General features: G+C 55.6%; 25 protein-coding genes and 1 riboswitch. Of the genes, 10 read left to right on the forward strand and 15 right to left on the reverse strand.

From position 1 onward, the window contains the following. Positions 1-54: 54 nt before the first annotated feature. Genes PFRI_RS09140 through PFRI_RS09150 form a run of 3 tightly spaced genes read right to left on the reverse strand, consistent with a single transcriptional unit; the run spans position 55 to position 1708 of the window. Positions 55-399 (reverse strand): Lin0512 family protein, encoded by a 345-nt coding sequence (locus tag PFRI_RS09140; RefSeq protein WP_072630397.1) that lies wholly within the window; start codon positions 397-399, stop codon positions 55-57. Continuing rightward, a complete protein-coding gene (locus PFRI_RS09145) occupies positions 396-740 on the reverse strand; it encodes a Lin0512 family protein (protein ID WP_072630398.1) in 345 nt (114 codons plus the stop codon). The genes PFRI_RS09140 and PFRI_RS09145 overlap by 4 nt, the downstream gene beginning before the upstream one ends. A 14-nt stretch (positions 741-754) precedes the next feature. After that, entirely contained in the window at positions 755-1708 is a 954-nt protein-coding gene (locus PFRI_RS09150; RefSeq protein WP_072630399.1) for a zinc transporter ZntB, read from the reverse strand. Positions 1709-1781: 73 nt separating this feature from the next. Between PFRI_RS09150 and PFRI_RS09155 the strand changes: the two genes are divergently transcribed. Continuing rightward, on the forward strand, positions 1782-2693 hold the full coding sequence (locus PFRI_RS09155) for a DUF4062 domain-containing protein (protein WP_072630400.1): 912 nt from the start codon (positions 1782-1784) through the stop codon (positions 2691-2693). Here the strand turns inward: PFRI_RS09155 and cobO are convergent. From cobO to cobN, 3 genes are read right to left on the reverse strand one after another with little or no spacing between them, the layout of a single operon-like run. Then, positions 2690-3298, reverse strand: a complete 609-nt coding sequence (gene cobO, locus PFRI_RS09160; RefSeq protein WP_072630401.1) for a cob(I)yrinic acid a,c-diamide adenosyltransferase — start codon at positions 3296-3298, stop codon at positions 2690-2692. The genes PFRI_RS09155 and cobO overlap by 4 nt on opposite strands. 27 nt (positions 3299-3325) lie before the next feature. Continuing rightward, positions 3326-4237 (reverse strand): endonuclease/exonuclease/phosphatase family protein, encoded by a 912-nt coding sequence (locus PFRI_RS09165; RefSeq protein ID WP_072630402.1) that lies wholly within the window; start codon positions 4235-4237, stop codon positions 3326-3328. A gap of 51 nt (positions 4238-4288) precedes the next feature. Next, on the reverse strand, positions 4289-7999 hold the full coding sequence (gene cobN / locus PFRI_RS09170) for a cobaltochelatase subunit CobN (protein ID WP_072630403.1): 3711 nt from the start codon (positions 7997-7999) through the stop codon (positions 4289-4291). 69 nt (positions 8000-8068) lie between these two features. Between cobN and PFRI_RS21365 the strand changes: the two genes are divergently transcribed. Next, positions 8069-8239: a hypothetical protein gene (locus PFRI_RS21365; protein WP_170124823.1), complete on the forward strand. Its 171-nt coding sequence runs from the start codon at positions 8069-8071 to the stop codon at positions 8237-8239. Positions 8240-8241: 2 nt separating this feature from the next. Here PFRI_RS21365 and PFRI_RS09180 read toward each other — a convergent pair whose 3' ends face one another. Together PFRI_RS09180 and cobW are read right to left on the reverse strand one after the other, a co-directional pair. Further along, positions 8242-8706, reverse strand: coding sequence for a GNAT family N-acetyltransferase (locus PFRI_RS09180; protein ID WP_072630405.1), 465 nt, complete (start codon positions 8704-8706; stop codon positions 8242-8244). Next, a complete protein-coding gene (gene cobW, locus PFRI_RS09185) occupies positions 8706-9785 on the reverse strand; it encodes a cobalamin biosynthesis protein CobW (protein ID WP_072630406.1) in 1080 nt (359 codons plus the stop codon). Before cobW ends, PFRI_RS09180 begins: the two co-directional genes overlap by 1 nt. A 13-nt stretch (positions 9786-9798) precedes the next feature. Here cobW and PFRI_RS09190 point away from each other — a divergent pair, with 13 nt between their 5' ends. Next, positions 9799-10149, forward strand: coding sequence for a DUF1636 family protein (locus PFRI_RS09190; protein ID WP_245812331.1), 351 nt, complete (start codon positions 9799-9801; stop codon positions 10147-10149). 4 nt (positions 10150-10153) lie between these two features. Here PFRI_RS09190 and PFRI_RS09195 read toward each other — a convergent pair whose 3' ends face one another. Both PFRI_RS09195 and PFRI_RS09200 read right to left on the reverse strand, forming a co-directional pair. After that, positions 10154-10837: a CbtA family protein gene (locus PFRI_RS09195; protein ID WP_072630407.1), complete on the reverse strand. Its 684-nt coding sequence runs from the start codon at positions 10835-10837 to the stop codon at positions 10154-10156. A 21-nt stretch (positions 10838-10858) separates the two neighbouring features. Next, a complete protein-coding gene (locus tag PFRI_RS09200; RefSeq protein WP_072630408.1) occupies positions 10859-11029 on the reverse strand; it encodes a CbtB domain-containing protein in 171 nt (56 codons plus the stop codon). A 42-nt stretch (positions 11030-11071) separates the two neighbouring features. Continuing rightward, positions 11072-11294: riboswitch (cobalamin riboswitch) on the reverse strand. Between the two features lie 205 nt (positions 11295-11499). Here PFRI_RS09200 and smc point away from each other — a divergent pair. Next, positions 11500-14955 (forward strand): chromosome segregation protein SMC, encoded by a 3456-nt coding sequence (gene smc / locus PFRI_RS09205; RefSeq protein ID WP_072630409.1) that lies wholly within the window; start codon positions 11500-11502, stop codon positions 14953-14955. Positions 14956-15058: 103 nt separating this feature from the next. Here smc and PFRI_RS09210 read toward each other — a convergent pair whose 3' ends face one another. Together PFRI_RS09210 and PFRI_RS09215 are read right to left on the reverse strand one after the other, a co-directional pair. Beyond that, entirely contained in the window at positions 15059-15385 is a 327-nt protein-coding gene (locus PFRI_RS09210; protein ID WP_072630410.1) for a branched-chain amino acid transport AzlD family protein, read from the reverse strand. Continuing rightward, on the reverse strand, positions 15382-16092 hold the full coding sequence (locus PFRI_RS09215; protein WP_072630411.1) for an AzlC family ABC transporter permease: 711 nt from the start codon (positions 16090-16092) through the stop codon (positions 15382-15384). Before PFRI_RS09215 ends, PFRI_RS09210 begins: the two co-directional genes overlap by 4 nt. Positions 16093-16175: 83 nt before the next feature. Between PFRI_RS09215 and PFRI_RS09220 the strand changes: the two genes are divergently transcribed. The 5 genes from PFRI_RS09220 to PFRI_RS09240 all read left to right on the forward strand — a co-directional run bounded on the left by PFRI_RS09220 (position 16176) and on the right by PFRI_RS09240 (position 20909). Next, entirely contained in the window at positions 16176-17048 is an 873-nt protein-coding gene (locus PFRI_RS09220) for a formate dehydrogenase accessory sulfurtransferase FdhD (protein ID WP_072630455.1), read from the forward strand. Between the two features lie 96 nt (positions 17049-17144). Next, on the forward strand, positions 17145-17708 hold the full coding sequence (locus PFRI_RS09225) for a hypothetical protein (RefSeq protein WP_170124824.1): 564 nt from the start codon (positions 17145-17147) through the stop codon (positions 17706-17708). Then, a complete protein-coding gene (gene mobA, locus PFRI_RS09230; protein WP_072630413.1) occupies positions 17705-18313 on the forward strand; it encodes a molybdenum cofactor guanylyltransferase MobA in 609 nt (202 codons plus the stop codon). The genes PFRI_RS09225 and mobA overlap by 4 nt, the downstream gene beginning before the upstream one ends. Then, on the forward strand, positions 18310-18810 hold the full coding sequence (gene mobB / locus PFRI_RS09235; protein WP_072630414.1) for a molybdopterin-guanine dinucleotide biosynthesis protein B: 501 nt from the start codon (positions 18310-18312) through the stop codon (positions 18808-18810). Before mobA ends, mobB begins: the two co-directional genes overlap by 4 nt. Further along, the gene (locus PFRI_RS09240) at positions 18807-20909 is read left to right on the forward strand and encodes a molybdopterin-binding protein (protein WP_072630415.1); all 2103 of its coding nucleotides are present in this window, start codon (positions 18807-18809) and stop codon (positions 20907-20909) included. Before mobB ends, PFRI_RS09240 begins: the two co-directional genes overlap by 4 nt. 61 nt (positions 20910-20970) lie before the next feature. On the opposite strand, the gene PFRI_RS09245 is transcribed toward PFRI_RS09240, so the two are convergent. Together PFRI_RS09245 and greA are read right to left on the reverse strand one after the other, a co-directional pair. Then, positions 20971-21987 (reverse strand): hypothetical protein, encoded by a 1017-nt coding sequence (locus tag PFRI_RS09245; RefSeq protein WP_072630416.1) that lies wholly within the window; start codon positions 21985-21987, stop codon positions 20971-20973. Positions 21988-22027: 40 nt separating this feature from the next. Further along, entirely contained in the window at positions 22028-22498 is a 471-nt protein-coding gene (gene greA / locus PFRI_RS09250; protein WP_072630456.1) for a transcription elongation factor GreA, read from the reverse strand. Between the two features lie 278 nt (positions 22499-22776). On the opposite strand from greA, the gene PFRI_RS09255 reads away from it, so the two are divergent. Then, the gene (locus PFRI_RS09255; protein WP_072630417.1) at positions 22777-24411 is read left to right on the forward strand and encodes an electron transfer flavoprotein-ubiquinone oxidoreductase; all 1635 of its coding nucleotides are present in this window, start codon (positions 22777-22779) and stop codon (positions 24409-24411) included. 33 nt (positions 24412-24444) lie between these two features. On the opposite strand, the gene PFRI_RS09260 is transcribed toward PFRI_RS09255, so the two are convergent. Continuing rightward, positions 24445-25245: a LytTR family DNA-binding domain-containing protein gene (locus tag PFRI_RS09260; protein WP_072630418.1), complete on the reverse strand. Its 801-nt coding sequence runs from the start codon at positions 25243-25245 to the stop codon at positions 24445-24447. Between the last annotated feature and the right edge of the window lie 254 nt (positions 25246-25499).

A 25499-nucleotide genomic window follows, 5' to 3' on the forward strand; every position in this document is an offset into this window, starting at 1 on the left:
CGTTGGATGGGGGCCAGCCCCCAAACCCCCGAAGTTTATCTGGAAAGATGAAGATTAAGTTTGTTTCGGAAGGAAAGCTTCGACGGCAGCGGTGGCGATGACGATCGTGTCGCCAGTGTCTGGGTTGGTGACATTGAGGCCGCCGTGGGTGGCAGTGATCGTCGTGGTGCCGCGTGGGAGCTTGTCTTTGAGAGCGTCGGTGTCGAGCTTGTCAGGTTCTTGTACACCAATGGTAACTTGTACGCGCATGTCGGTGTGAGGGATGCCGCGCGCCGCGAGCATGGGGATGGAGGAGTGGCGGATCGCATCCTCGATCGCGCGGGCGGCGGCTTTGGTGTAGTCCATCCCGTATTGATCGTTGCCGGAACCCATTTCGATGATGAAGCGTTGATCGGTCATGTGGCTGGCTCCAAATCGAGAGACACGTTGATCGCGACAGTGGCGATGACGGTCGGGTTGCCATCAGGGCGCGGCACATCAAGGCCGCCTTTGGTCACGTTGATAGAGATTTGACCATATGGAAAGATGTCTTTGAGCGCGTCTGTGTCGAGTTGCTCGGGCTGTTGCACGCCCACTTCTACATCAATTAGCATCGCTTCTTTTTCTTTGCCGAAGAGTTCCGCGAGGTTGATGGAATTGTGCCAAAGCGCATCTTGGAGGGCTCGGCGCGCAGCTTGGGTATAGTCTTGCCGACGCAGAGATGCGCCTTGGCCGAATTCAGTGAGGAGGCGTTGTTTCATCGTATCATCCTTGTTCAGAGCCAGCCGCGCCAGCGAAAGACGGCGTAAAGTGCGATACCAATCGCGGTGGATAGTGCTGTGAGGGCCGCGAAAGCCCAGATCCATTCTGTCCCTGGCATGCCCGCGACGTTCACGCCGAACAGGCCGGTTAAAAACCCGAGCGGCAGGAAGATCGCGGCCATAACCGAGAGCACGTAGCTGTTACGCCCAAGGGTCATCGCGCTGTGGGCATCGACGTGTTCTTGGATCGCCATCAGCCTGTCGCGGGATGCATCTAACGCCTCGACCGTGCGCGCGGTTCTGTTGGCGGCTTCGCGCAGGTGGTTTGAATGCGTGGCCTGCAATATGCCTGTCACATCCGTGGCGAGACGTTCGACTGCCTCGCGTTGTGGCCCAACAAATCGGCGTAGTTTGATGATAGATTGGCGCAGAGCGAGGCACTCTTTTGACGTGTTTTGATCCGCGTTGAGCGAGCTTTCCTCAAGCGCGTCCACCATTTCCTCGAACTGTAGCGAGACCACTTCGATCCTGTGGCATAATCCATCGACTAACGCTGACAGGAAGGCCGCGGGTGATGCGGGGGCTGTGCCCTTTTCGGCCTGTTGGCGCAGCGCGTCGAGCGCCATCAAGCGACGTTTGCGCACAGTGATTATCTGCGTTGGCGTCACCCACAAACGTAGAGACACCATGTCCTCTGGGTCCGCGTCAGGGTTCAAATTGACGCCCCTTAACGTGACAATCAAACCCTCGTCGAACGCATCAACCCTCGGGCGCGTTTCGGCGGCAAGTAGGGCTTTGGCGATCAATGGATCAACTTGGGTTGTGAGCCAGTCTGCGAGATGGGGGTCTGCCAGATCAAAGTGCGTCCAGCGCCAACAACGCTTAGACGCGCGCGCCGAAAGGTCGATAGCCTGCGCGGAGCCGTCGGGGTCGATATCAAACGCAGCTATGGGTATGGGGGGTGGCATGCGGGTCGCTCATTCCTTGTCTCTGCTCGAGGTTGTGTGCATCTTGTCGTAAATGCGTTTGAGGGCAAGTGATTTGGAAAAGCGGTATCAGGTTTTTATCAGTTCGACGTTTCAGGATTTGCAGGGCGCGCGCCAAGAGGTGTCGCAGGCTTTGCTGAGGGCGGATTGCTTTCCCGCTGGGATGGAGCTGTTTCCGGCTGCGGATGAAGAGCAGTTCGAGTTCATCAAGACGGTGATTGATCAGTCGGATTACTACATTTTGATATCCGCTGGGCGCTATGGCTCGATCCATCCTGACACGGGGTTGAGCTATACGGAGATGGAGTATGACTATGCGGTGGAGACGGGCAAGCCTGTTATTCGGTTGCTGCATAAGGATCCGTTCAATGAGTTGAAAGGGGAGTTTATTGAGCAGACGGATGTCGGGCGGGAAAAGCTAGAAGCGTTTCGCACAAAGTTGATGAAGGGCAAATTGGTCAAATTTTGGACTTCGCCGCAAGACATTTTGATAGAAACGGTATTTGCATTGCAAGATGCGCAACGAAGGTTTCCAAAAGATGGTTGGGTTCGAGGCGATAAAGTAATGAACAGTCAGACTCTTAAGGAACTAGAAACTCTACGTGGAAAGGTGAGCAATGCAGAGAAGGAATCATCAAATCCATCGAATATTCTAGAGAAAAAAATAAAAGCTCCAGTGACAATAGGTTTGTTGAAAAAGCTTTCTGGCGAAATCGAACGCAACATTGAATTGGTTGATTTGCTGGTAGCTTTGAAGAATAGTTCTGATGACGACGATGATTTGAGAAAATCAGACATAGCTTCGATTGCAGGTAAGTTAAAAATAAATTCCAATGTTGCAACAATTATGCTGAATGCGTGCGCTTTAGACGGTCTGGTTTCTGAAGGCAGCACCTATTTCTCTTCAACATCAAAGTTTAAAGATGCTTTCCAAGCCGCGACTGTTTTGAAGGCGTTAAATACTTAAAACTCCACCCCAATCTGCGCCTTAACCCCTGATCTGAACGGATGCTTCACCAGCTCCATCTCTGTCACCAGATCGGCAATCTCGATCAAGTCATCCTTCGCATTGCGGCCTGTCATCACAACGTGGGTCATCGGTGGTTTCTCTTCCACCAAGAACGTCACCACGTCGTTCACGTCGATATAATCATAGCGTAGTGCGATGTTGATCTCGTCGAGTAACACCATTTTGTTGCTCTCGTCGCGGATCAGCTCTTTGGCTTTTTCCCAAGCGGCCTGCGCCATTTCGGTGTCCCGATCGCGGTCTTGGGTTTCCCATGTGAACCCTTCGCCCATCGTGTGGAACGAGCAAATGTCGGAAAATTTGCCAAGGATCAGATCACGCTCGCCCGTGCTCATCCCGCCCTTGATGAACTGCACCACGGCGCATTGCATGTCATGGGCGATGTGGCGGAAGATCATCCCGAAGGCGGCTGAACTTTTGCCCTTACCTTTACCCGTATGAATGACGATCAGACCTTTTTCATCGGTCTTGGTGGCCATGATTTTGTCGCGTGCGGCCTTCTTCTTGGCCATCTTCATCGCGTGACGTTCGCTATCAGCACTCATCGGGAAATCCTTTTCGTTTTGGTCAACTTAGGGCAAGCGCAGGTCTAGCGCGACAGGATAATGATCCGAGGGCCACACGCCATCGAATGTCTCACGCAATACCATTGGGGCGCTTAGGGGTGTCGTGCCGTTTGCGACGCCGATGTGATCGATTGCACCAAACAGGTTTGCGCCGCGATTAAGGTGATAGGTCGCGCCTTTGACAGGGGCGAAGGTGATGCCAGCGGCCCCAAGAATTTGCAGCGTTTTGGCCCCTTTGCGTGCGTTGAGATCGCCAAGCAAGATCACGGGCGTACCTTCGCTAATCCAAGGTGCAATGCGTTTGGCAACGAGCGCTGCGGATAGCTGGCGGTTGGTGGCGCTTTTGAACTCGAAATGAAGATTGATGGCGTAGAACTGTGCGCCACTTTTGCGATCTTGCATCATGGCCCAAGACGCGAAGGCGGGGAACGAGCCGTTGAACGTGCGCGAATATATCACGTCTGGTGTGTCCGAGAAAAAGAACCAGCCTTGGTCCAACATGTTCAAGCGATCCTTGCGGTAGAAGATCGGCTGAGTTGGGGGGAAGGTTTCGGCAGGGCCGTGCGCTGCCAGCGCGTAATCCGAGTTTTGCGAAGTGAGCCAATCGCGTGTCAGATTGATATTTCGGTCACTGCCAAAATCAAAGCTTTCCATCTCCTGAAAGGCGATCAGATCCGCATCGATGGTTTTGAACGCGGCGTCCATCGCGGCTTTGCGTCGCTCCCAATCGGCCACGGACCACGCGCCGTCGTCTTTACCTAGCCAGATGTAGTGTACGTTATGTGTCGCAACACGCAGGGCACCCTCTGGTTTTGAGGCAAGTCCTGAGCTTCCCGAATTGCGCACATGTTGCGCGCAGGCGACCAGCGCAGTAAGCGCGAAAAGCACAAAGATGATTTTGGTCAAAGATGCGAGCATACAGGCCCCTTTTGATGTGCGCATTTTTGCGACGAGAGTGCTGTGGCTACCTTAGTCAAAAGAGGGCTCGGAGGGGGCTAAAATTTCTGTGATGCGGGCGCGGGCCGAGTTTGATCGGGGGATCCAGAGGCCACGATCAATCGCCTCTTGAAAGCGTTCGGCCATTTCTATCAACGCCGATGGGTTATGATCGGCGATGAATTCGCGGGTCTCATCGTCCTCTAGGAAGGCGGAGTCAACCAGATCGAAGTGGTGGTTTTTCACGGCCCCAGTCGTGGCGGCGAAGGCGAAAAGATAGTCGACTGTTGCTGCCATTTCGAACGCGCCTTTATAGCCGTGGCGTTTGACGCCGTCGATCCACTTGGGGTTCACCACGCGCGAGCGCACGACACGGCCGATCTCTTCATCCAACGTGCGGATCACGGGGCGCTCAGGGCGGGAATGATCGTTGTGATAGATCGGGCGGTCTTGGCCTTGAAGCGTGCTGACGGCTGCTGCGGCACCGCCCTCAAATTGATAATAATCGTCGCTATCGAGAATGTCGTGTTCGCGGTTGTCTTGGTTCTGCACGATGGCTTCTGTTTGTTTGAGGCGTGTTTCGAACCCAGCGCGATCCCGCTCGCCCTCAACACCTGCGCCATAAGCGTAGCTGCCCCATTCCAGATAAGCTTCGGCGAGGTCGGCTTTGTCGGCCCAAAGGCGTTCGTCGATCATGGCTTGCAAGCCTGCACCATATGCGCCGGGTTTGGAGCCGAACACGCGCGATGTGTTGCCCTCTGCCTTCGCGCGCGCAGCGGCTGGGTTTTGACCCTCGGATTCATCAAGCGCCATGACGGCTTTGGCTACGCTATCGACAAGGGAGATAAGCTGTGGAAACGCATCGCGAAAAAAGCCCGAAATACGCAACGTAACGTCCACGCGGGGGCGCCCGAGCACGCCTTCGGGAAGGACTTCAAACCCTGTCACACGGCGGTTGGCGCTGTCCCATTTCGGCTTTACTCCCATAAGTGCAAGGGCCTGCGCGATGTCGTCGCCACCTGTACGCATGTTGGCAGTGCCCCAAGCGGTCAGCAGCATTGTGCGCGGCCAATCGCCGTGGGTTTGCAGGTGCTTTTCGATGAGCAGATTGGCGGACTTCCACCCGAGCGCCCATGCGGTCGGGGTCGGCACCGCGCGGCTATCAACGGAAAAGAAATTGCGCCCTGTTGGGAGAACATCAAGACGTCCGCGCGTCGGTGCACCAGATGGGGCTGGCGCTACGAATTTACCGTTGAGTGCGGTCAGAAGGCCGTTCATTTCGGCAGGGCCGCAAGAGCGGAGGTTGGGCATCACTTCATTGTGCAGGGTTTCAAGAACCAATGCGGTGGCTTTGAAATGCTCAGGTGTTTCTGACCACTGGATTGCGTTTTGTGCGAGCATTTCGAGGCGTTCAATCGTGTCGCCATTTGAGCGCCATGTGTCAGTGCCCATGCTTTCAAGAAACTTGTGACGTGGGCCAGTGTAGGCTGTTCCCATGTCGCAATCGAGCGGGTCGATATCGACGCCGCAATCTGTAGCAAGGGCGCGGATCAAAGACGCGTCTCCATCTTTGCCATCCCCACGCGGAACACGCACTAAGGCGATAGCGAGGTCGCGTTCTAGATCGCCCAATGGAGAGCTGCCAAAGATGTGCAAACCATCCCTGATCTGCGCTTCTTTGAGTTCACAGAGATAAGAGTCGAGCTTGGCCAGATCGCCGTCTTCGTCGTCGCCCGATAGTCCCGCGTCTTTGTCGAGACCCGTGGAGGAGGTCATGCTGAGGATTTCACGGCGGAGATACGCGATGCGGCGGGGGTCGATGCCCGCGGCTTCATAGTATTCGTCGACGAGGGCTTCGAGGTCTTTGAGCGGACCGTAAGTTTCGGCGCGCCCTAAAGGGGGTGTCAGGTGGTCGATGATCACGGCCTGCGCACGGCGCTTGGCTTGGGTGCCTTCCCCGGGATCGTTGACGATGAATGGATAGATGTGGGGCGTGGGGCCAAAGACGGCTTCGGGCATGCAGTTCTCAGAGAGCGCAATCGCTTTGCCAGGAAGCCATTCGAGGTTGCCGTGTTTGCCCATGTGGACAATCGCGTGGGCACCTTGGACGTGGCGCAGCCAGATGTAAAAGGCGAGATAATTGTGCGGCGGCGCGAGGTCGGGCGAGTGATATGTGTCTGTCGGATCAATGTTGTAGCCGCGCGCGGGTTGCACACCCACGGTGGCATTGCCGAGTTTGAAGATAGAGAGTTTGAAGCCATCGGGTGTGAGGAATGGATCATCTTCAGGCGCGCCCCAGCGGGTTGTGATCTGCTCCTTCACATCGAAAGGGAGGGCGTCGAAATGCTTTTGGTAAATGTCCAAAGGCAGCGTTTCGCCACCCTCTTTATCGGCGCGATCCGTGAGCCAATTGGTTGGTCCAGACATGATCGTTTTCATCAGCACGTCGCTATCGCTCGGCGCATCTTCAACGCTGTAGCCCGCATCGGCTAGAGCGTTCAGCGTGTTAACCGTTGCTTGAGGAGTGTCGAGACCGACGCCATTCGCAAGACGGCCATCTTTGTTGGGATAATTTGCGAGGACCAAAGCGACATTTCGATCTGCCGCAGATACCCCACGTAGCTTGGCCCAATTGGCGGCAAGTTTCGCGGCGAAACCTATCCGGTCGCCTTGTGCGCGATATGTGGCGATGGGGCACTCGGTTGCTTCGTCGAAATAGGCCTCGCCTTTGAAAGAGATCGCTCTGGAAAGGATACGTCCATCTACTTCTGGTAGCGCCACGTTCATCGCGATGTCACGACCCGAGAGGCCGGTTAGGCCAGAGGCCCATGCTTCTTCGGTCGATCCTGCGAGCACGGTTTGAAAGATTGGCGCGTCGTTGGCGGCGGGCATGGTGAGTGGGTTCTTCGGGCTGTTGTCGCCTGCGTGAGGTGAGCCAACCGCGAAGGACGTGCAGTTGAGGATGACGGAGGGCGGCGCTGCGGTGAAGACTTGTTCGAGCGTGGCGACACTGACGGGGTCTTTGAGCGAAGCCACGAAGAGGGGGAGGGGGTTGAGACCTTCTTTGAGCAGCGCTTTGGTCAAGCGGTTGATGGGATGTAGGCCTGCGCCTTGGACAAGCGCACGGTAGAAGATGATGGGGACGATTGGGGCACCGTCTGTCCAGCCGTCTTGGGCGGCGGACAAGCCGGAAATGCCAGCGCCCGGCCAATAGACGCCTGCGCGTAACAGCGGGGATGCCGCGCTGGGTTTGTCGGAGCCGTCGAGCATGGATTTTGCGTAGCGCAGCAGGTTTTGCGCGTTCTCGGGGCCGCCCTCGACGCAGTAGGCCCAGAGCGCGTCGTAATCTTCGTCCGAGACTGTGCTGAGGCGGCGCAGTTCCTCGTCGGGCTTGTCGTCACCGGGAAGCAGCGCCAAAGGAACGCCAGCGTCATGGAGGCGCGCAGCGTATTGTTCGGCCCCGTATTTCCAGTAGCCAACACCGCCAAGTACCCGCGCGATGACAAGTTTGGATTTGGATGCGCATTCGCCGATATGCAGGTCCACTGACATGGGGTGCATCAGGTGCATCATCGAAGCGAGGCGCAGGGTGGGCGGCGCATCGATTTGCGCACGCGCGTCCGAGAGCGCGGCGAGTTCCGTGTCGGCCGCAGAAATGATCACTACATCGGCAGGGGTTTGGCCCAGATCAACAGGTTCTTTACCATCATCAATAGAACCGGGGGTGGCGGCGAGCAGGTGCATGATTGAGACCTATGAGTTGTGCGCGGGCCGCGCTTGGTGCATTGGGGGCGCAAGCAAAAGGAAATTGAGATGAACAGCAACAAACCCGACACGTCGAATTTTGGCAACAGCACGTATAACAAGCATGACGATCACAAAGGTCACGCGCCCCGCCGTGCGCGAGGCAAGACCCGTTTGACCAAGGAAGAAATGCTTGAGCAGATGAAGAAAAACGCAGCTGAAAAGGCTGGCAAGGCGTAAGCTCACGGGGTTTCTTCCGTAAGGGTTTTTTCCATGAACAGGCTTTCGGGGGCGGCGACATAGTCCCCGAACGGGCCACAGAATGTGAAGCCGTGGCGCTCATAAAGACGGTGTGCAGCGTGCAAAGTATCACCTGTTTCGAGCTTGAGCGCGAGTAGGTCATGTTCGCGCGCTGTGTCTTCGATCTGACGCAAAAGGGCGGCGGCGACGCCTTTGCCGCGTGCTGCTTCTAGGGTGAACATCGATTTCACCTCGCCGTATCCATCTTTGATCGCAATCGCGCCTGTGCCAAGGATGTCTTGGCCGATCCGCGCGGCGAACAGGTGGATGTTGTCTGCTTCCAGCGCGTCCAAATCCAAGAAATGACAGGACTCAGGCGAGAAGAGCGAGAGCATGAGCGCATGGCTCAGTTCTAGCAAGTCTTGCGTGCCATTGGCGCGTGGCGAGGTGGGTTCGACGACGACCATTATGCTTTGAGAGCTGTTTCGATGGCAGTGTGATCAAGGCCCGCTTGGCCGATGACGACAAGACGGGTGATGCGCGGGTCGCTGCCAAAGGGCTTGTCAAAATAGGTGTCAACGCGCGGACCAACAGCTTGTAGAGTGAGGCGCATGGGCTTGCCTGTGACAGCTGCGAAACCTTTAAGGCGCAAAATGTCGTGGGCGCGAATAATGTCGGCGACTTGTTCAGCAAACGCGGCTGCATCGGTGATTTCACCGCGCTCCACGACGAAACTTTCGAAAGCGTCGTGATCGTGGTCATGGTGGTGGTGATCATCCTCGTGGTGGTCGTCATGGTGATCGTCGTCGTGATCATGATGGTGGTGATGCACTTCATGTCGTGCGTCCATGTCACCTTCGGCGCTGTTGCCTTGGCCAAGTAGGACGTCAACAGGCAACGCGCCCATTGTGGATTTGACGACCTGAACGCCTTTGCGAGATTCAGATTTGAGTTTCGCGGCAAGCGCGTCCACTTCATCAGGGCTGAGAAGGTCGGATTTATTCACCACGATCATGTCAGCGCAGGCGATCTGGTCTTCGAACAACTCAGAGAGCGGTGTCTCGTGATCGAGGTTCTCGTCCAACTTGCGCTGGGCGTCGACTGCGGCAACGTTATGGGCGAAACGGCCCTCGGTCACGGCTTTGCCATCCACCACGGTCACAACGCCATCGACGGTAACTTGGGTGGAGATTTCGGGCCAGTTGAACGCGCGGATAAGCGGCTGGGGCAGGGCAAGACCGGAGGTTTCGATGACGATGTGATCCGGCTTGTTCTCGCGGGCGAGCAGCTTTTCGATTGTGGGGACAAAATCATCCGCGACAGTGCAACAGATGCATCCGTTTGACAGCTCCATGATGTCATCCTCGGTGCAAGTCTCGTCGCCGCAGCCTTTGAGGATGTCGCCATCCACGCCAAGGTCGCCAAATTCGTTAATGATAAGCGCGATGCGCTTGCCTTTGGCGTTTTCTAGCATGTGACGGATCAGCGTGGTCTTGCCCGCGCCGAGAAAACCAGTGATGACGGTGGCAGGAATTTTAGCAGGCATAAGAGGTCTCCGATTGGACGACGAATGGCGAGAAGTGACCCGCGTTATCATTTGCGACACATGTGCCGTTGCGGGCGAGGCTCCACAAGGGGAAGCCTTTGCGCAAGCGTTGCGCGGGCGTGTGGGCGAGGGTGTGTGCGTTGAAACGACGTCCTGCATGAACCAATGCGACACGCCGGTTTCTTTGGCTTTGCGGAGCGAGGGCAAGGATGTGTATCTGTTCCACTCGGTCGATCCTGCGCGCGATCTTGACGACACTTTGGCTCTGATCGAGCTTTATAGAACCGCCGAGGGGGGCACTATCGAAGATGCGCGCCCAGCGGGACGGTTGCGCCATTGCCTGAGCGGGCGTGTACCTAAATGAACGCTTAAGCGTCATCGGATCGGGTCCAGAACCATGCGGCGAGGAAGCCAAGACTTGTCCACCCGGCGAGTGCAGTTCCTAAGCTGAGCATTGCGAAACGCGCTGCAAGTTCAGGAGGGGCGACGCCGAAATATGTGTCGAGATAGGGCGCGCCTACGATGTGCGGGGCGAGCAACAGCGGAATGCTTAGAAGAGCCGTCCAGCCTTTGCCAAACGCGATGAGCGCAAGTGCGATGGCGGTGATAATGATGGTTAAAGCCCACCATGCTTGGCGCGGGCCGACTTCGGAACCGATTGCACCGGGCAGCACAGGAGGCTGACCGATACCGGGTGCGAGTTGCACGGCGATGAAACCCGCAACACCCCAGATGAGCCCTGTGCGCGGGGTCAGTGTATGACCTTTGTCATGTGCGAAAATCATCAGCGCAAGCAGGATCAAACCATAACCCGTATATGTGATCATGTTGAAGGCAACCGTCATGCCATGGCGCGCGAAATCCGTCCCGATCGCAGGCTGCGCGCGGTCCGACTGGGTCGAGCCGTCGATGGCGAAATGTATGCGTTCGCCTGTCTCGTAAAGCTCACCCTCAAGCAAATGAGGGATAACAAACGTAAATTGCAGCAGAGCGGCAATCAACCCTGCGGCAACACCAGCGAGCACCGCGCTGGTAAACAAATTTTTGGTCATTGGGCGGTTAAGCCCCCGCCGTTAGTGGCAGGGAAACGCCATCGCGTGGCGCTGATCGTGCGCTGCGTCGTGCAAAACTGTTGCTTGTGCAATGCCGGACGCCATCAACAGGAAAACACCTGCAAGAACTGCGATTGCGAGGCCCATTGCTGAGCTGTCAGAGCGGTCGATTGTTGCCGTTTGAGTCGTCATAGTCTTTTCTCCTTTGTGCCGTCACACCCGACGGCAAATATCGGTCTTCACATATGCAAGGCTGGTCTCCTGGCTCGCGGGTCGCAGCGTTTTGACGTCTTCCCAGATCAGATGATCCAGTGACTTGGTGCCAAACGCTCGCCGCTTACAGTCGCGGGGGCGGCTGCGGCTTTGGGTCCCTGATTGGATCCCCCATCTCCGCATTCCCATTTTACCCAATGACGCTTTGCGCCGAAGTTCGGGTACCATGCATGCGATCACTTGGCCCTGAATCAGCTTGGCCGTCAAGGTCGATAGCGACATAGCGCGTCGGTAATACGAAGTGGTTAATCTGGTGAAAGTCACAGGTTTAACGCAATATCTTGTGGATAACTCGCTTAGTTCGCCCAGATAGGGCCTGCTTGCGTTGACTCATTCAATGACGCTGATCACAGTCAATTACCGAAGAATCAACTGTGAGAGCAGCGAACGTGCGCTTTTCCAAACTCAAATTGCAAGGCTTCAAGAGTTTCGTGGATCCCACGGACCTGATTATTGCTGACGGTTTGACGGGGGTTGTTGGGCCCAATGGCTGCGGTAAATCCAATCTGCTTGAAGCACTGCGTTGGGTGATGGGCGAAAACCGCCCCACGGCGATGCGTGGTGGTGGTATGGAAGACGTGATCTTTGCAGGGGCGGCGACGCGACCTGCGCGCAACTTTGCGGAAGTGAGCTTGCAGATTGATAACTCCGAGCGGCTCGCGCCGGCGGGGTTTAACGATTTGGATACTCTTGATGTTGTTAGACGGATCACGCGCGATGTGGGCAGTGCGTATAAGACCAACGGCAAAGACGTGCGCGCACGAGATGTGCAGATGTTGTTCGCCGATGCCTCGACGGGGGCGCATTCGCCTGCGTTGGTGCGCCAAGGTCAAATTGCAGAGTTGATCAACGCCAAGCCGAAGAACCGTCGTCGTATTTTAGAAGAGGCGGCAGGAATTTCTGGACTTTATCAGCGTCGTCATGAGGCGGAATTAAAGCTGAAAGGCGCGGAAACCAATCTTGCGCGCGTTGATGATGTGATCGAGCAGTTGGCGTCTCAGTTAAGTCAGCTTGCACGGCAAGCCCGTCAAGCGGCGCGTTACCGTGCGATTGGCGATGAGTTGCGTCAGGCTGAGGGGATGCTTTTATACCGTCGCTGGCGCGAGGCGGATGACGCGCGTTTGAGTGCTGAGGAAGAGTTGCGCGGGCGCACCACAGCGGCGTCGCAGGCGGAAAGTGCCGCGCGTTTGGCTGCGAAATTACGTTTGGAAAGCGAAGGGTTTTTGCCGCCTTTGCGTGAAGAAGAAGCGATTGCTGCGGCTGTTTTGCAGCGGCTGATCGTGCAACGTGATACGCTCAATGATCAAGAAAGCCGCGCGCTGCAAACGATTGAGACGCTGCAAAACCGGATTATTCAGCTCGATAAGGATATCGAGCGCGAAGGTGCGTTGAACCGCGACGCGGGCGAGACGATTGAGCGTTTGGAGTGGGAAGCGCGCGAACTTGCAAAGGCGTCTGAGGGTCAAGAGGATCGCTTGGAAGCGGCGGCCGCGGAATCGCGCTCTGCTGCGGCGATCTTGCAAGAGCGTGAAGCGGACCTGTCCGAACGCACAGAAGATGTCGCACGTTTGGCGGCGCGCCATCAGTCGGCATACCGCGTTTTGACGGACAGTCGTAAGATGCTTGAGCGCAGTGAAGGTGACGCTGCGCGCGCGCGCGAGGCGGTTGAAGGCAGTCGCGCAGCGTTGGCGCAGGCCGAGACAGATATGCAAACGGCTGCTGGTAAAGAGAGCCAAGCGATTGCAACGGCGGAACGCGCGGATGCGGCTTTGACGGCGGCGGAACTGGCGCGAACGGAAACGCAATCGCTTGAGGCAGACGCGCGCGCGGAACGATCCGAGGCGGAAGGCGAGGCGAATGCGCTGCGCGCTGAGGTTACGGCGCTCGCGAAACTGTTGGATCGCGACACGGCTGAGGGCGGTCAGATTTTAGATCGCTTGCAGGTTGAGCAAGGGTTTGAAAAAGCGCTGGGTGCTGCGTTGGCCGATGATTTGCGTGCGCCTGAGGTAGAGAGCGATGGACCGTCTGGCTGGCGCATTTTGCCAAGTTATGAGGATCGCCAACCTTTGCCGGAAGGTGTGACGTCGTTGGCACGGCATGTGTCTGTGCCTGATGTTTTAGAACGCCGCGCGAGCCAGATTGGCCTGGTCGATGCGGATGACGGGCAGCGTTTACAAGCGTCTTTAAAGCCGGGCCAACGGCTTGTTTCGCTTGAAGGGGATTTATGGCGTTGGGACGGTTATCGCGCTTGGGCGGAGGATGCGCCCTCGGCTGCTGCTTTGCGCTTGGAGCAGCTCAACCGTCTTGAGGTCTTGAAGCAGGAAATGGAGCGCGCGACAACGCGGGTTGAGGCGGCGCAGCGGGCGCACGAGAGTTTGACCAATCGTTTAGCAGAGTTGACGCGTGCAGATCGTGATGCGCGCGATGCACGTAAAGAAGCGGATCGTTTGGTAAATGACGCTGCGCGCGCGCTGAGCCGCGCGGAAGCGGATCGCAATTTAGCGGAAGGTAAGCTCGAGAGCCTTGGTCTGGCTGTCACGCGCCACGAAGAAGATGCGATGGCCGCGCGCAAACAGGTGCAAGAGGCGGAAACGGCTGTCGCGCAGCTTGGCGATTTGGAAGAGGCGCGCGCAGGTGTTGAAGACGTCAAGATGACCGTCGAAGCGTCGCGCATGACGATGATGGCGCGGCGTTCTCAGCATGACGAATTGCGCCGCGAAGGGGATGCGCGGATCAAGCGTTCACAAGAAGTGACCAAGGAAGTCAGCGGTTGGCGGCATCGTTTGGAGACGGCTGAAAAGCGGATCGCTGAATTGGCGGAGCGCAAGGTAAATTCCGAAGTTGAGTTGAAGGATGCAAGCGCGGCACCTGCAGAGATTACCGCCAAGCGCGAAGAATTGACGGATGCGATCGCTGATGCGGAAGGTCGCCGCAATAAAGCGGGCGATGCTTTGGCACAGGCAGAGAGCGCGTTGCGTGAAGCTGTACAGGCAGAGCGTGATGCGGAGCGTGCAGCGTCCGAAGCGCGTGAGGCGCGTGCGCGCTCGGAAGCACGATCAGATGCAGCTCGTGAGACGGTGGCTTATGCAGCGGAGCGTATTTCGGAAGAGATGGAGACGTCGCCTGCGGACTTGCTCGAAAGTTTGCAAATTGATGTGGAGAAGATGCCAGCCTCCGGTGCGATTGAAGCGGATGTGAACCGCTTGAAACGTCAGCGCGATGCTTTGGGCGCGGTGAATCTGCGCGCTGAGGAAGATTCTGTGGAAGTACAGGTCGAGCATGACACTTTGGTGAGTGAAAAGGCTGATCTGGAAGAGGCAATCAAGACTTTGCGCGGCGGCATTGCGAGCTTGAACCGCGAAGGGCGCGAGCGGCTTTTGACGGCGTTTGAGCAAGTGAACAGCAATTTCTCGCTTTTGTTTACGCATTTGTTTGGCGGCGGTGAGGCAAATTTGGTGCTGGTTGAAAGTGACGATCCGCTTGAAGCTGGCTTGGAGATCATGTGCCAACCGCCCGGTAAAAAGTTGTCGACGCTGTCGCTGTTGTCCGGTGGCGAGCAAACATTGACGGCGATGGCGCTGATTTTCGCGGTGTTCTTGGCGAACCCTGCGCCCATTTGTGTGCTCGACGAGGTGGACGCGCCTTTGGACGATGCAAACGTGACGCGTTTTTGTGATCTGCTTGACGAGATGTGTCGTCGCACCGATACGCGGTTCTTGATCATAACCCACCACGCAGTCACGATGGCGCGGATGGATCGTTTGTTTGGCGTTACAATGGCTGAGCAGGGTGTGAGCCAGTTGGTGTCTGTTGATTTGAAGAACGCTGAGACTTTGGTGGCTTGATTAAAGTTGGCGGCCAGCCCCCAAACGAAGGTTAAACTGGGGGCCAGCCCCCAGACCCCCGGGATATTTGGAAAGAGAGGAATAGGGGCGTTAAGCTTGGTGGTTAGCTGAGTAAGAATTGTAGTATATAGAGCGTAGCGCCGCCGCCGATGATCGAGCCGACGACGTTTTTCCAGATGAGACCGAGTGTCAGAGTGATGATGGCTGCGGATACACGCGGGATGTCGAAATCGCCGTTGGTGGCCGCGGGCCAAAGGACGGCGGGGGCGATGATTGCAGGTAGAATACCGACCGCTGTGTATCGCAAGTGCCGCATGAGCCATATTGGGAGTTGGCGGTCGCCTACAAGGCCCGTAAAAGCAAACCGCAGCGCAAAGCTGCCGATGCCAAGGCCGATGATAACGATCCAGAGTTCTGTTTTATCGATCATGATGTGGCCTCCTCTGTCATGGCTTCGATGCGCGCGCCGACCATCATGCCGCCCATGCCTGCGAGCAAAATGCCAAGGTTAAAAGGCACAGAAAACAGTAAAAGCGACAGGAAAGCAGCGGTGATCGCGGCACCAATATGCGCGCGGGTGCGCAAGGCGGGAGCGACGATGGCGAGAAATGTGATGGGCACTGCGAAATCGAGCGCGAAAGAGGCTGGAATTGCTTCGCCAACCAGTGCGCCAATGAGCGTGAATATCCACCAAAGGGGGCAAACGGGCGTGACGGTTCCAAAGAAATAGGCGATCTTTTCTTGCGGCGACATATCCGGTGCCGCCTCGTATTTTGTGACCGAGACCGCGTAGCTTTGATCAACCGTAAAATATGCGGCGATGGCGCGTTGCAACAAAGGAGCGCCACCAATGTGGGGCGTGAGGGACGCCGAATACATCGCCATGCGCAGGTTAACCGCAAGTGCGGAAGCAAGCACGACAAGGGTCGGTGCCTCTTCCGCCATCAGTTGCAGCGCGGTGAATTGAGCGGCCCCCGCGATGACAACCACGGAAAAGGAGAGCGTTTCGAAGACACTTAGCCCCGCTTCCGTCGCGAGCACGCCGAAAAGCATGGCGAAGGGTGCAATCACCAACATAAAAGGTGCGCCGTCGCGAATGCCCGCGTGATAGGCTGATTTGACGCTAGTGGATGCCATGGGCTACCTTTACATTGAGGCTGTGCAAATGCAGCTATCTTGCAAAGCGCAGTTTTGCAATCTTGAGCGCCAAGGAGCGGACGTTGGACGAACAGAGTGGATATATCATTGCGCCTGACCCGAGCCACACAAGGCTGACGCGTCGTGTCGTAGGCTTTGATCAGACAGGCGCTGAGGTTGCGCAGGATGTGATCGAAGAACGGCCTTTGACGATTTATCTCAATGCGCAGGAAATCGTGACGGCGATGACGATCGGGGATTATCCCGAGTATCTCGCGCTAGGCTTTTTGCGCAATCAAGGGATGCTTGAGGGTGCCGGTGCGATCACGCGGATTGAGTACGACGCCGAGCTTGAGGTTGTTGTCGTGCGCACCGACGGGCCGACCAATCATGAAGAAAAGTTGAAGAAGAAGACGCGCACATCGGGCTGTGCGGTTGGGACTGTGTTTGGCGATATGATGGAGGGGCTTGAGGGGGTTATTTTGCCTCAGGCGGAATTGCGCACCTCTTGGCTTTATGAACTAGCGCGCAAGATCAATACGACGCCCTCGCTTTATCTGAATGCCGGGGCGATCCATGGCACGGTGCTTTGTAAAGGCGATCAGCCGTTGGTCTATATGGAAGATGTGGGGCGTCATAATGCCGTCGACAAGATCGCAGGTTGGATGATGCAAGAACAAGCGAGTAGCGCTGATAAGATCCTTTACACGACAGGGCGATTGACGTCTGAGATGGTGATCAAATGTGCACACATGGGGATCCCTGCGCTGGTGTCACGCTCCGGTTTTACCGCTTGGGGGGTCGAGTTGGCACAGCAAGTCGGGCTGACCTTGATCGGACGTATGCGCGGCAAGCGGTTTCAATGTCTGGCGGGTGCGGAGCGGATAACGTGGGACGCTGATCTAGCGCAAATCAAGGATGAGCCGAAGAAATCAGGTCGGAAGGGCAGCGCATGACAGTTATAAAAGATGACCTTAGCGATTTGCCGCACCGCTTGCCGGAACAGACAAGAGGAAGTGAAAAAATCATCGAGGCAGTACGTGGTTGGTTTGATGGACGCTGACAACACAAACACCGTAAGCTTCGATTTCGAACTGGATCCAAAGAGCGCCTATGAAGGCATGTTGCTGGGCGGGCAGCGGGTTTATCGCGGTGGCGGAAGGTTGATTTTGCTTGGGCTTTACTTGGAGCTTTTTGTTCTGATCCCATTCGGCTGTGTTGCCATCTATGTTACCACTGCCACGCTGGTGTTTGATAAACTTCCCGATGGCGCGCATTGGTTGCTGATTGCGAGCTTGCCCGGATTTTTCCTGGGTTGGTACCTTAATCAATCTGCCTATCGCAGATTGGCTAAGATGGTGGCAAGGTCCAAATTTGGCCACGCCGGGCAGATGAGATTTGATGAAAAAGGGCTGTGCGTGAACACGCAAGCCAGCACGTGGCGCACAGGGTGGCGCGACGTCGAAGAAATACTTATCGGGAAGCGCTGTATCAGTTTTGCAATTTCGGGCATCGTTTTGATCCTGCCGCTGAGCGCGTTTGAAAGCAAAGCGGCGATGCACCAAATCTATACGCAAGTGAGCAAAATGTTTGAGCAAGGACAGAACGCGACATGAAACAACCTCTTGGTGTGATCCTTGCAGGCGGGCAAGCGCGGCGTATGGGCGGTGGTGATAAGGGGCGGCTGATGCTAGGCGGGCGCAGTTTGCTCAGCCATGTGATTGCACGGTTGGAGCCGCAAGTCGCGGCGCTTGCTTTGAGCGCAAACGGCGATGTTGCGCGGTTCGTTGATACGGGTCTGCCCGTGGTGGCAGATAGTGTCGCGGGATTTGTCGGACCTTTGGCAGGTGTGCTGGCAGGGCTGGATTGGGCTCATGAACAAGGTGCTGAGACGATTGTGACGGCGGCGGCGGACACACCGTTTTTTCCATGCGATCTGGTGCCGCGATTGATGATGGCCGCGGATGGCATGGTGCATCCCTTGGTTCTGGCAGCTACGCTGGATAGCGAGCGTGGGCGCAATCGACATCCAACGTTTGGGCTTTGGCCTGTTGCACTTCGCGATGATCTACGCCGTGCGCTGGAGGGTGGCTTGCGTAAAGTCGTGCTCTGGAGCGATCAGCATGGTGGGCGCGAAGCGATGTTTGAAGCCGAACCGTTTGATCCGTTTTTTAACGTGAACACCCCTGAAGATTTGGCGCACGCCGAGGGATTATTATGAAGATTTACGGCGTTGTCGGTTGGAAAAACGCGGGTAAGACCGGTCTTATGGAGCGTTTGGTGAGCGAAATTTCGTCGCGTGGGTATTCAGTGTCCACGGTCAAACATGCCCACCATAGTTTCGATGTGGATCACGTGGGCAAGGACAGCTACCGTCACCGCGCGGCGGGTGCGAGAGAGGTGCTGCTGGCTTCGCGCAATCGTTTCGCTTTGATGCATGAATTGAGCGATGAAGATGAGCCAACGCTTGAAGAATTGCTGGGCAAACTTGCGCCCGTCGATCTGGTGTTGGTGGAAGGGTACAAGCGCGACAAGCATCCCAAAATAGAGGCGCATCGCCAGGAAACGGGCAACCCGTTGATCGCGGATGCGACTGTGCGCGCCTTTGCAGCGGATTGCGCGTTGGATGTGGGTCGCCCTGTGTTTGATCTGAATGCGACGGCTTTGATTGCCGATTTTGTGTTGAGTGATGTGGGTTTGGCGGAGCGGCTGGTATGACGTTTGATACGGTCATCGTTGTCGATTGGGCCTCTGGCAAAGCATCGGGGCCGACGCCGAAGAAGGACGCGATCTGGATCGGTGTTGCGAGCTCCACTTCTGTCGAACCGCCGCTTTATTTGCGTTCGCGCGTAGAGGCCGAAGCATGGTTAATCGCTCGTTTGATCGCGGAGCGCGCCAAGGGTCATCGGGTGCTTGCGAGTTTTGATTTTCCCTTTGCCTATCCCACTGGTTTTGCACGCGCTCTAAGCGGTTCGGATGATCCGTTCGGTGTCTGGGAATGGCTCGCCGTGCGGATCAAAGATGATGAGAACGGCGAGAATAATCGCTTTGACGTTGCTGCTGAAGTTAACGAATTTTTCGGAGGGACTGGTCCGTTTTGGGGCAATCCTTTGAAGCGTGATATAGCAGGGTTGCGACGAAATAAGTCTGAGTATTCTTTGCATGGTTTGCCTGAAAAGCGTCAGTGTGAGCAGGATGAAAAAGGGTTGTTCACGTGCTGGCAGCTTGCGGGCGCGGGCGCTGTTGGCGCACAAGTTTTGATGGGATTACCCGTTTTGCATCGCCTGCGTGAACGATTCGGCAAGGAATTGGCGGTATGGCCATTTGAAGCGGCGGACGCGCCGATTGTTTTGGCAGAGATTTGGCCATCTCTGCTGGGGCCTGTGGTTAAGGAGGCAGAGAAAAGTGGTGAAATAAGAGATGCAGCACAGGTTCGGCTGTTGTCGAAGGCTTTGGCGTCTATGCCGGCTATTGAACTTGCTGGAATGATGGATCTCACGTCGCCTATTGAGGGCGCGATCCTTGGTGCTGGGCACTCAGATGAACTGCAACGCGCGGCGGTGCATCTAGCGCCGCCAAAGTTGTCAAATGACTGTTTTACCTTGCCAATGGGCGTAGATTGGACACCTGTGGATGAAGCGTTGGGGATGCTTCGCGCGCGTTTGAAACCTGTGGTGCCGACGATAACTGTCTCGGTGCAGAGTGCCGTGAACAAAATCCTAGCAAAGGATGTGATCGCGCAACGCTCTAACCCGCCGCTACCCAATACAGCTGTGGATGGATATGGGTTTGCATCCAAAAGTTTGTCTGGCGAAGGGCCATTTGAGTTGCCTTTGGTAAAAGGACGTGCAGCAGCTGGTTTGCGCTTTGATGGTCGCGTGCCAAACGGTTTCGTCATTCGCATTTTGACGGGTGCTGCATTGCCGGATGGCGTTGATACGGTGATTTTGCAGGAAGATGTGCGCAGTGATGGCCTGCGCATTGCTTTTAACGGACCGGTCAAAGCAGGTAGCAACACGCGTCGCGCGGGTGAAGATGTGGGCGCTGGTGAAACTGTTCTGCGTGCGGGGCGGCGGATGACGCCAGCCGATGCCGCATTGTTGAGTGCGGTGGGCGTTTCGCAGGTTAGCATCTACGCGCCATTGCGCGTTGGTGTCCTTTCGACTGGCGATGAGCTGGTTGAAACAGGTCAGCCCGCGCAGGATGGGCAGATTTATGATGCAAACCGCCCAATGCTTTTGGCGCAATTGCGCGATTGGGGGTTTGAAGCGGTCGATCTTGGTCGGGCACCTGATGACAGAGCAACGCTAGGTGCAATGTTGGATGGGGGTGCTGCTCAGTGCGACGCCATTATAACATCTGGCGGTGCGTCTGCGGGGGATGAAGATCACATGTCGGCCCTTTTGGAAGAGACCGGCTCGCTCGCGTTGTGGCGGATTGCTTTGAAACCTGGGCGGCCCTTGGCGCTGGGAATGTGGAACACAGTTCCGGTTTTTGGCTTGCCAGGAAACCCTGTGGCGGCACTCGTGTGCACGTTAGTTTTTGCGCGCCCTGCTTTGAATATTCTTTCAGGTGCCGGATGGTCAGAACCACAATGCTTTTTGCTGCCCGCTGCCTTTGAAAAGCGTAAAAGGGCTGGACGACGCGAGTTTTTGCGAGCAAGGGTTCGAGACGGTCATGTTGAGGTCTTTAAGTCCGAGGGATCAGGGCGGATCAGTAGTTTAAGCTGGGCGGAAGGTCTCGTTGAATTGCCCGATGGCGCTGCATTGATCGAGCATGGAACACCGGTGCGATACTTGCCGTTTGGTTTGTTTTAAGCATCAAAGGGGCGATTGCGATGACAACACGAAAACCTGTCTCACACATCTTGCCAAAGCACTAGTCAAACGTCCCCGCAACGCGACCCAACAGCATGAAGGCGCGGGCCGTGCGTGTGCTGGAAAGCGCAGCAATTTCAGCGTCTGTCGCTATTTCTTCAAACTCCGAAAAGCTCTTGTCGAAACGGCGTAAGAAGTGATGCGCTGCATCGCGGAAAATCGTATCTTGCTTCATGCGAGCGGCGGACAAAGCCAGTGAAGAGCGATCCCGAATGCCGCCAAGTGCCGCAATCGCACGGCCACGTTCGCCAGCGGCGAAACTCCGCCAAATTTCGGGGCGCGCGGCGTCAGGGCGCAAGTCATCCATGTAAATACCGTCTTGGCTAAGCAGTGTCAGCACATCTTGCGCTGCCTGAATCAACTGCGCAGAGGTTCTGTCTTTTAACGCATCGCGCAAAGCATCAAAGCCGGCTTTGTCATTGGCATCCTCAGGGAAATTTAGCGCGCGGATCAAAACGTCACGCTCGAGCGGCGGTGCCATTTCAGCGGCTTGCGTGCCAAGGGCCAGACTGGCCTGTTCGGAGGGGTCCGCCGCAGCCGGTTCTACAGGAGCCGGTTTGCGCACGGGGGCCGTGTCGCGCTTCGTTGAGAAGGTCGCAAGCGTCGTTTCGGTCTTGCGCTGAGCCGCGGCGATTTCATCAAGTTTACGAGTTACAGAGGGCTCCGCCGCCATATTGCGCCCTTGGCTTTGGGCCACATAAGCTTGTCGAATGCCATCAATAGCGGCTTGTAAACGCTGGCTTTCTTCACGCATCACACGACTCGAGCGGGCAGCCGTCGCTGCGACCCAGATCATTGCAACCGGCATAAAGATTGCAAGCATTGTCATCAAGAAACGAAGGCCACCAGTACCCTCGACAGCGGCTTCGCTCGGAAGCGTGAGGAAGAAAATCGCAGCACCAAGTAACCACAAAAGGCTCAGCGCGATCGCGATGATTTCGATCCCCGTGATCGAGGATTTACCCGGACGATCATAGATGCCCAGTGGTGTTGATTTACCGTCAGAGCCGTCAGCCATGCTCACTTCTTTCGCTCTTCGCCTGTGGAAAAACCACGGTCTAAATATATTCGACTTTAAGCACTTCGTAAGATTTGCCGCCACCAGGCGTGCGCACCTCAACACTATCACCTTCGTCCTTGCCAATCAAAGCGCGCGCGATAGGGGATTTGATATTGAGCAAGCCGTCTTCGATGTTGGCTTCATGTTCGCCAACGATCTGCCACGTTTTTTCTTCATCGGTGTCTTCATCAACCAGAGTTATGGTCGCGCCAAACTTAATGGTTCCGCTCAGTGTCGCCGGATCAATCACGGTGGCCAAGGAAAGAACGCCTTCAAGTTGCTTGACTCGGCCCTCGATGAAACTGTGTTTTTCGCGCGCGGAATGGTACTCGGCGTTTTCTGACAGATCGCCATACTCGCGTGCTTCAGCAATTGCTGCGATAATCGCAGGGCGTTCCACGGTCTTGAGGTTCTTGAGTTCAACCTCAACAGCCGTATGGCCTGCTTTGGTCATCGGTATCTTTTCCATGGGCGACCCCGTCGTCATCTAACGTGCTTGTGTAGCACAGCTATTTATACAAAAACGCCGGACAAACCGGCGCTGCACTCTTGTCTATTTTCAGCACTCAGATTGCCCTGAGCTGGTGGGCAAATGCAAGTGATGATCGCCATATAAGCATATTCGCGCGAATGCGTAGGTTTTTCTGCTGAAACACCACGATTTACGTATCGTTGCGATTGACCACATTAGGCATGCCTTGATACCCATCGGCGCAACATAATTTCTTGCTCACGAGAGGAGCCATCATGTGTGAAATCGAACGCGAAGCGATGGAATATGACGTAGTGATCGTGGGCGCGGGGCCCGCGGGCCTGTCTGCGGCGATCCGTCTGAAGCAACTGGATGCTGATTTGCAGGTTGTTGTGCTGGAAAAGGGCTCTGAAGTGGGCGCGCATATCTTGTCTGGCGCAGTGCTTGATCCGGTTGGTTTGAACAAGCTTATTCCTGATTGGAAAGAAAAGGGCGCGCCGTTGAACGTGCCTGTAAAGGACGACAATTTTTATGCGTTGGGCGAGGCGGGTCAGATCCGCATTCCGAATTTCCCGATGCCACCTTTGATGAACAACCACGGCAATTACATCGTTTCCATGGGCAATGTGTGTCGCTGGATGGCAGAGCAGGCCGAAGAGCTTGGCGTTGAAATCTTCCCGGGCATGGCTTGTTCCGAGCTGGTTTACGGCGACAATGGCGAAGTCAAAGGCGCCGTGGCTGGCGTGTTTGGGCTAGAGGCTGATGGCACGCTTGGGCCGAATTCGGAGCCAGGCATGGAGCTTCATGGTAAATACGTTTTCCTCAGCGAAGGTGTGCGAGGATCGCTTAGCAAAGAAGTGATTGCGAAATACGATCTCTCGAAAGGGAAAGAGCCGCAGAAATTTGGCCTTGGCATGAAAGAGATTTGGGAAATTGATCCCGCCAAGCACAAAGAAGGATCTGTCACGCATACGATGGGTTGGCCTTTGGGCAGCAATGCTGGCGGTGGTTCGTTCATATATCATCTTGATAACAATCAGGTTTACGTTGGTTTCGTGGTGCATTTGAACTACGAAAACCCGCATCTGTTCCCCTATATGGAATTCCAACGCTTCAAACATCACCCGATGATCGCGGACCTTTTGAAAGGCGGCAAACGTGTGGCCTACGGAGCGCGCGCGATCTCTGAAGGCGGGTATCAGTCCATGCCGAAGATGGTGGCACCCGGCGTTGCATTGCTTGGCTGTTCTGTAGGCATGGTTAACGTGCCGCGCATCAAGGGCAATCACAACGCAATGTTGTCTGGCATCGCGGCTGCAGAAGCTGCGTTTGCTGCGATTGAGGCGGATCGTTCTGGCGATGAGCTGAACGACTACGAGGTCGAAGTGCGCTCTGGCGAGATTGGCAAAGACCTCAAGAAAGTGCGCAACGTAAAGCCACTTTGGAGCAAATACGGGCTTGTCGCATCGCTTGCAGTTGGCGGGTTTGACATGTGGACCAACACGCTTGGCTTCTCGCTTTTGGGCACTTTAAAGCACGGCAAAAATGATGCGGACGCAACGGGTAAAGCGGCGGCACATCAGCCGATTGAGTATCCCAAGCCTGATGGCACGCTTAGCTTTGATCGCCTCACGAATGTGGCGTTCAGCTTCACCAATCATGAAGAAAGCCAGCCAGCGCATTTGCAGCTGACTGACAAAATGGTGCCGATGGCGGTGAACATGCCGCATTACGCAGAGCCAGCGCAGCGCTATTGCCCCGCCGGCGTTTACGAGGTTGTTGACGATAATTTTGTGATCAACTTCCAGAACTGCGTTCACTGTAAAACATGTGATATCAAAGATCCGAGCCAGAATATCACTTGGGTCACGCCTCAGGGTGGGGACGGTCCGAACTACCCGAATATGTAATATCGACGCTTTGAAATGACGCGGAGGGCAGGCTTAGGTCTGCCCTTTTTCGTTGAGCATTTGCTCGACGTTTGCCCTGTAGCTGTTGCTTACGGGAACAGAACGCCCATCTTTGAGAGCCAGTTGGTGACGGCGATCAACACGCGACAGACTACTTGCATGCGCGCGTGCAGCCCAGTGAGATCGGTGGGTCTGCACGCCTTCGATTCCATCGAGCAGATCAATCGCATCGCTTAGGCGCATCAGGATCATCTCACTTCCTTTAGTTGTCGTAACCTCGACGTAGTGATCCTGCATCGACATTGAGATGATTTGCCCTTCGCGTAAACGCGTGGGTAAGCGTTGTAACAATCGAGGGGTCAATAAGCTTGGGGTCTTTTCGTCGCTTTTTACTGAATTACTATCCTGCGTTTCTTGTCGCGCAGTTTGCGAGCGAGAATTGATCAAAAGCTCCAGTCCCGCGATCAGTATGCCCATAACGGTGACTTGAAACCACAGCATAGGAAATAGCGCGCCTTCTAAATGTTCGGGGCGGAAGACCTTGTTAAGCGCTATAACAAATGAGGTGCCGGGCACACTGCCGAGCGCAGAACCAATCACGATGGTAAACAGCATTGGAACCCTTGTGAGCCATTTGCTTTCGATTGCGGCAAGGATGCAAATTTCCATAAAAATGCCGACAGTGCTGATCGCAACAGTCCAAAAGACCACACGATCCCAGAAGGATAAATCATCACCCGTGTCGAATGGACCTAGGAAAACACAGACAAAAATCGCGATGGCGAAAACGGCAATGCGCCTGTCTCTGCTGTTTTGACTTGTATTTTCACGCATCGTGTATTTGCTTTTCTGCTGATTTCACGAAGAATCTTAACGATATACGCAGTTTGACTTCGAAGAGAGCCGAGTTGCAATGATAAATGATCTCGTGAGTGAGGCAATCGGCATCCTAACCCAACTGATTGCAGTTAACTAAAATTCCCTTTTCAAAACGTACATGGAGCGGTGCACTCGTTTGCACCGCTTCTTTTTTATCGCTCTGCGTGTCGCGCTCGAAAGAAATCGCAAAAACTTGAACGACTCTTTGT

Source organism: Planktotalea frisia (genome assembly GCF_001890925.1).
Lineage (GTDB): Bacteria > Pseudomonadota > Alphaproteobacteria > Rhodobacterales > Rhodobacteraceae > Planktotalea > Planktotalea frisia.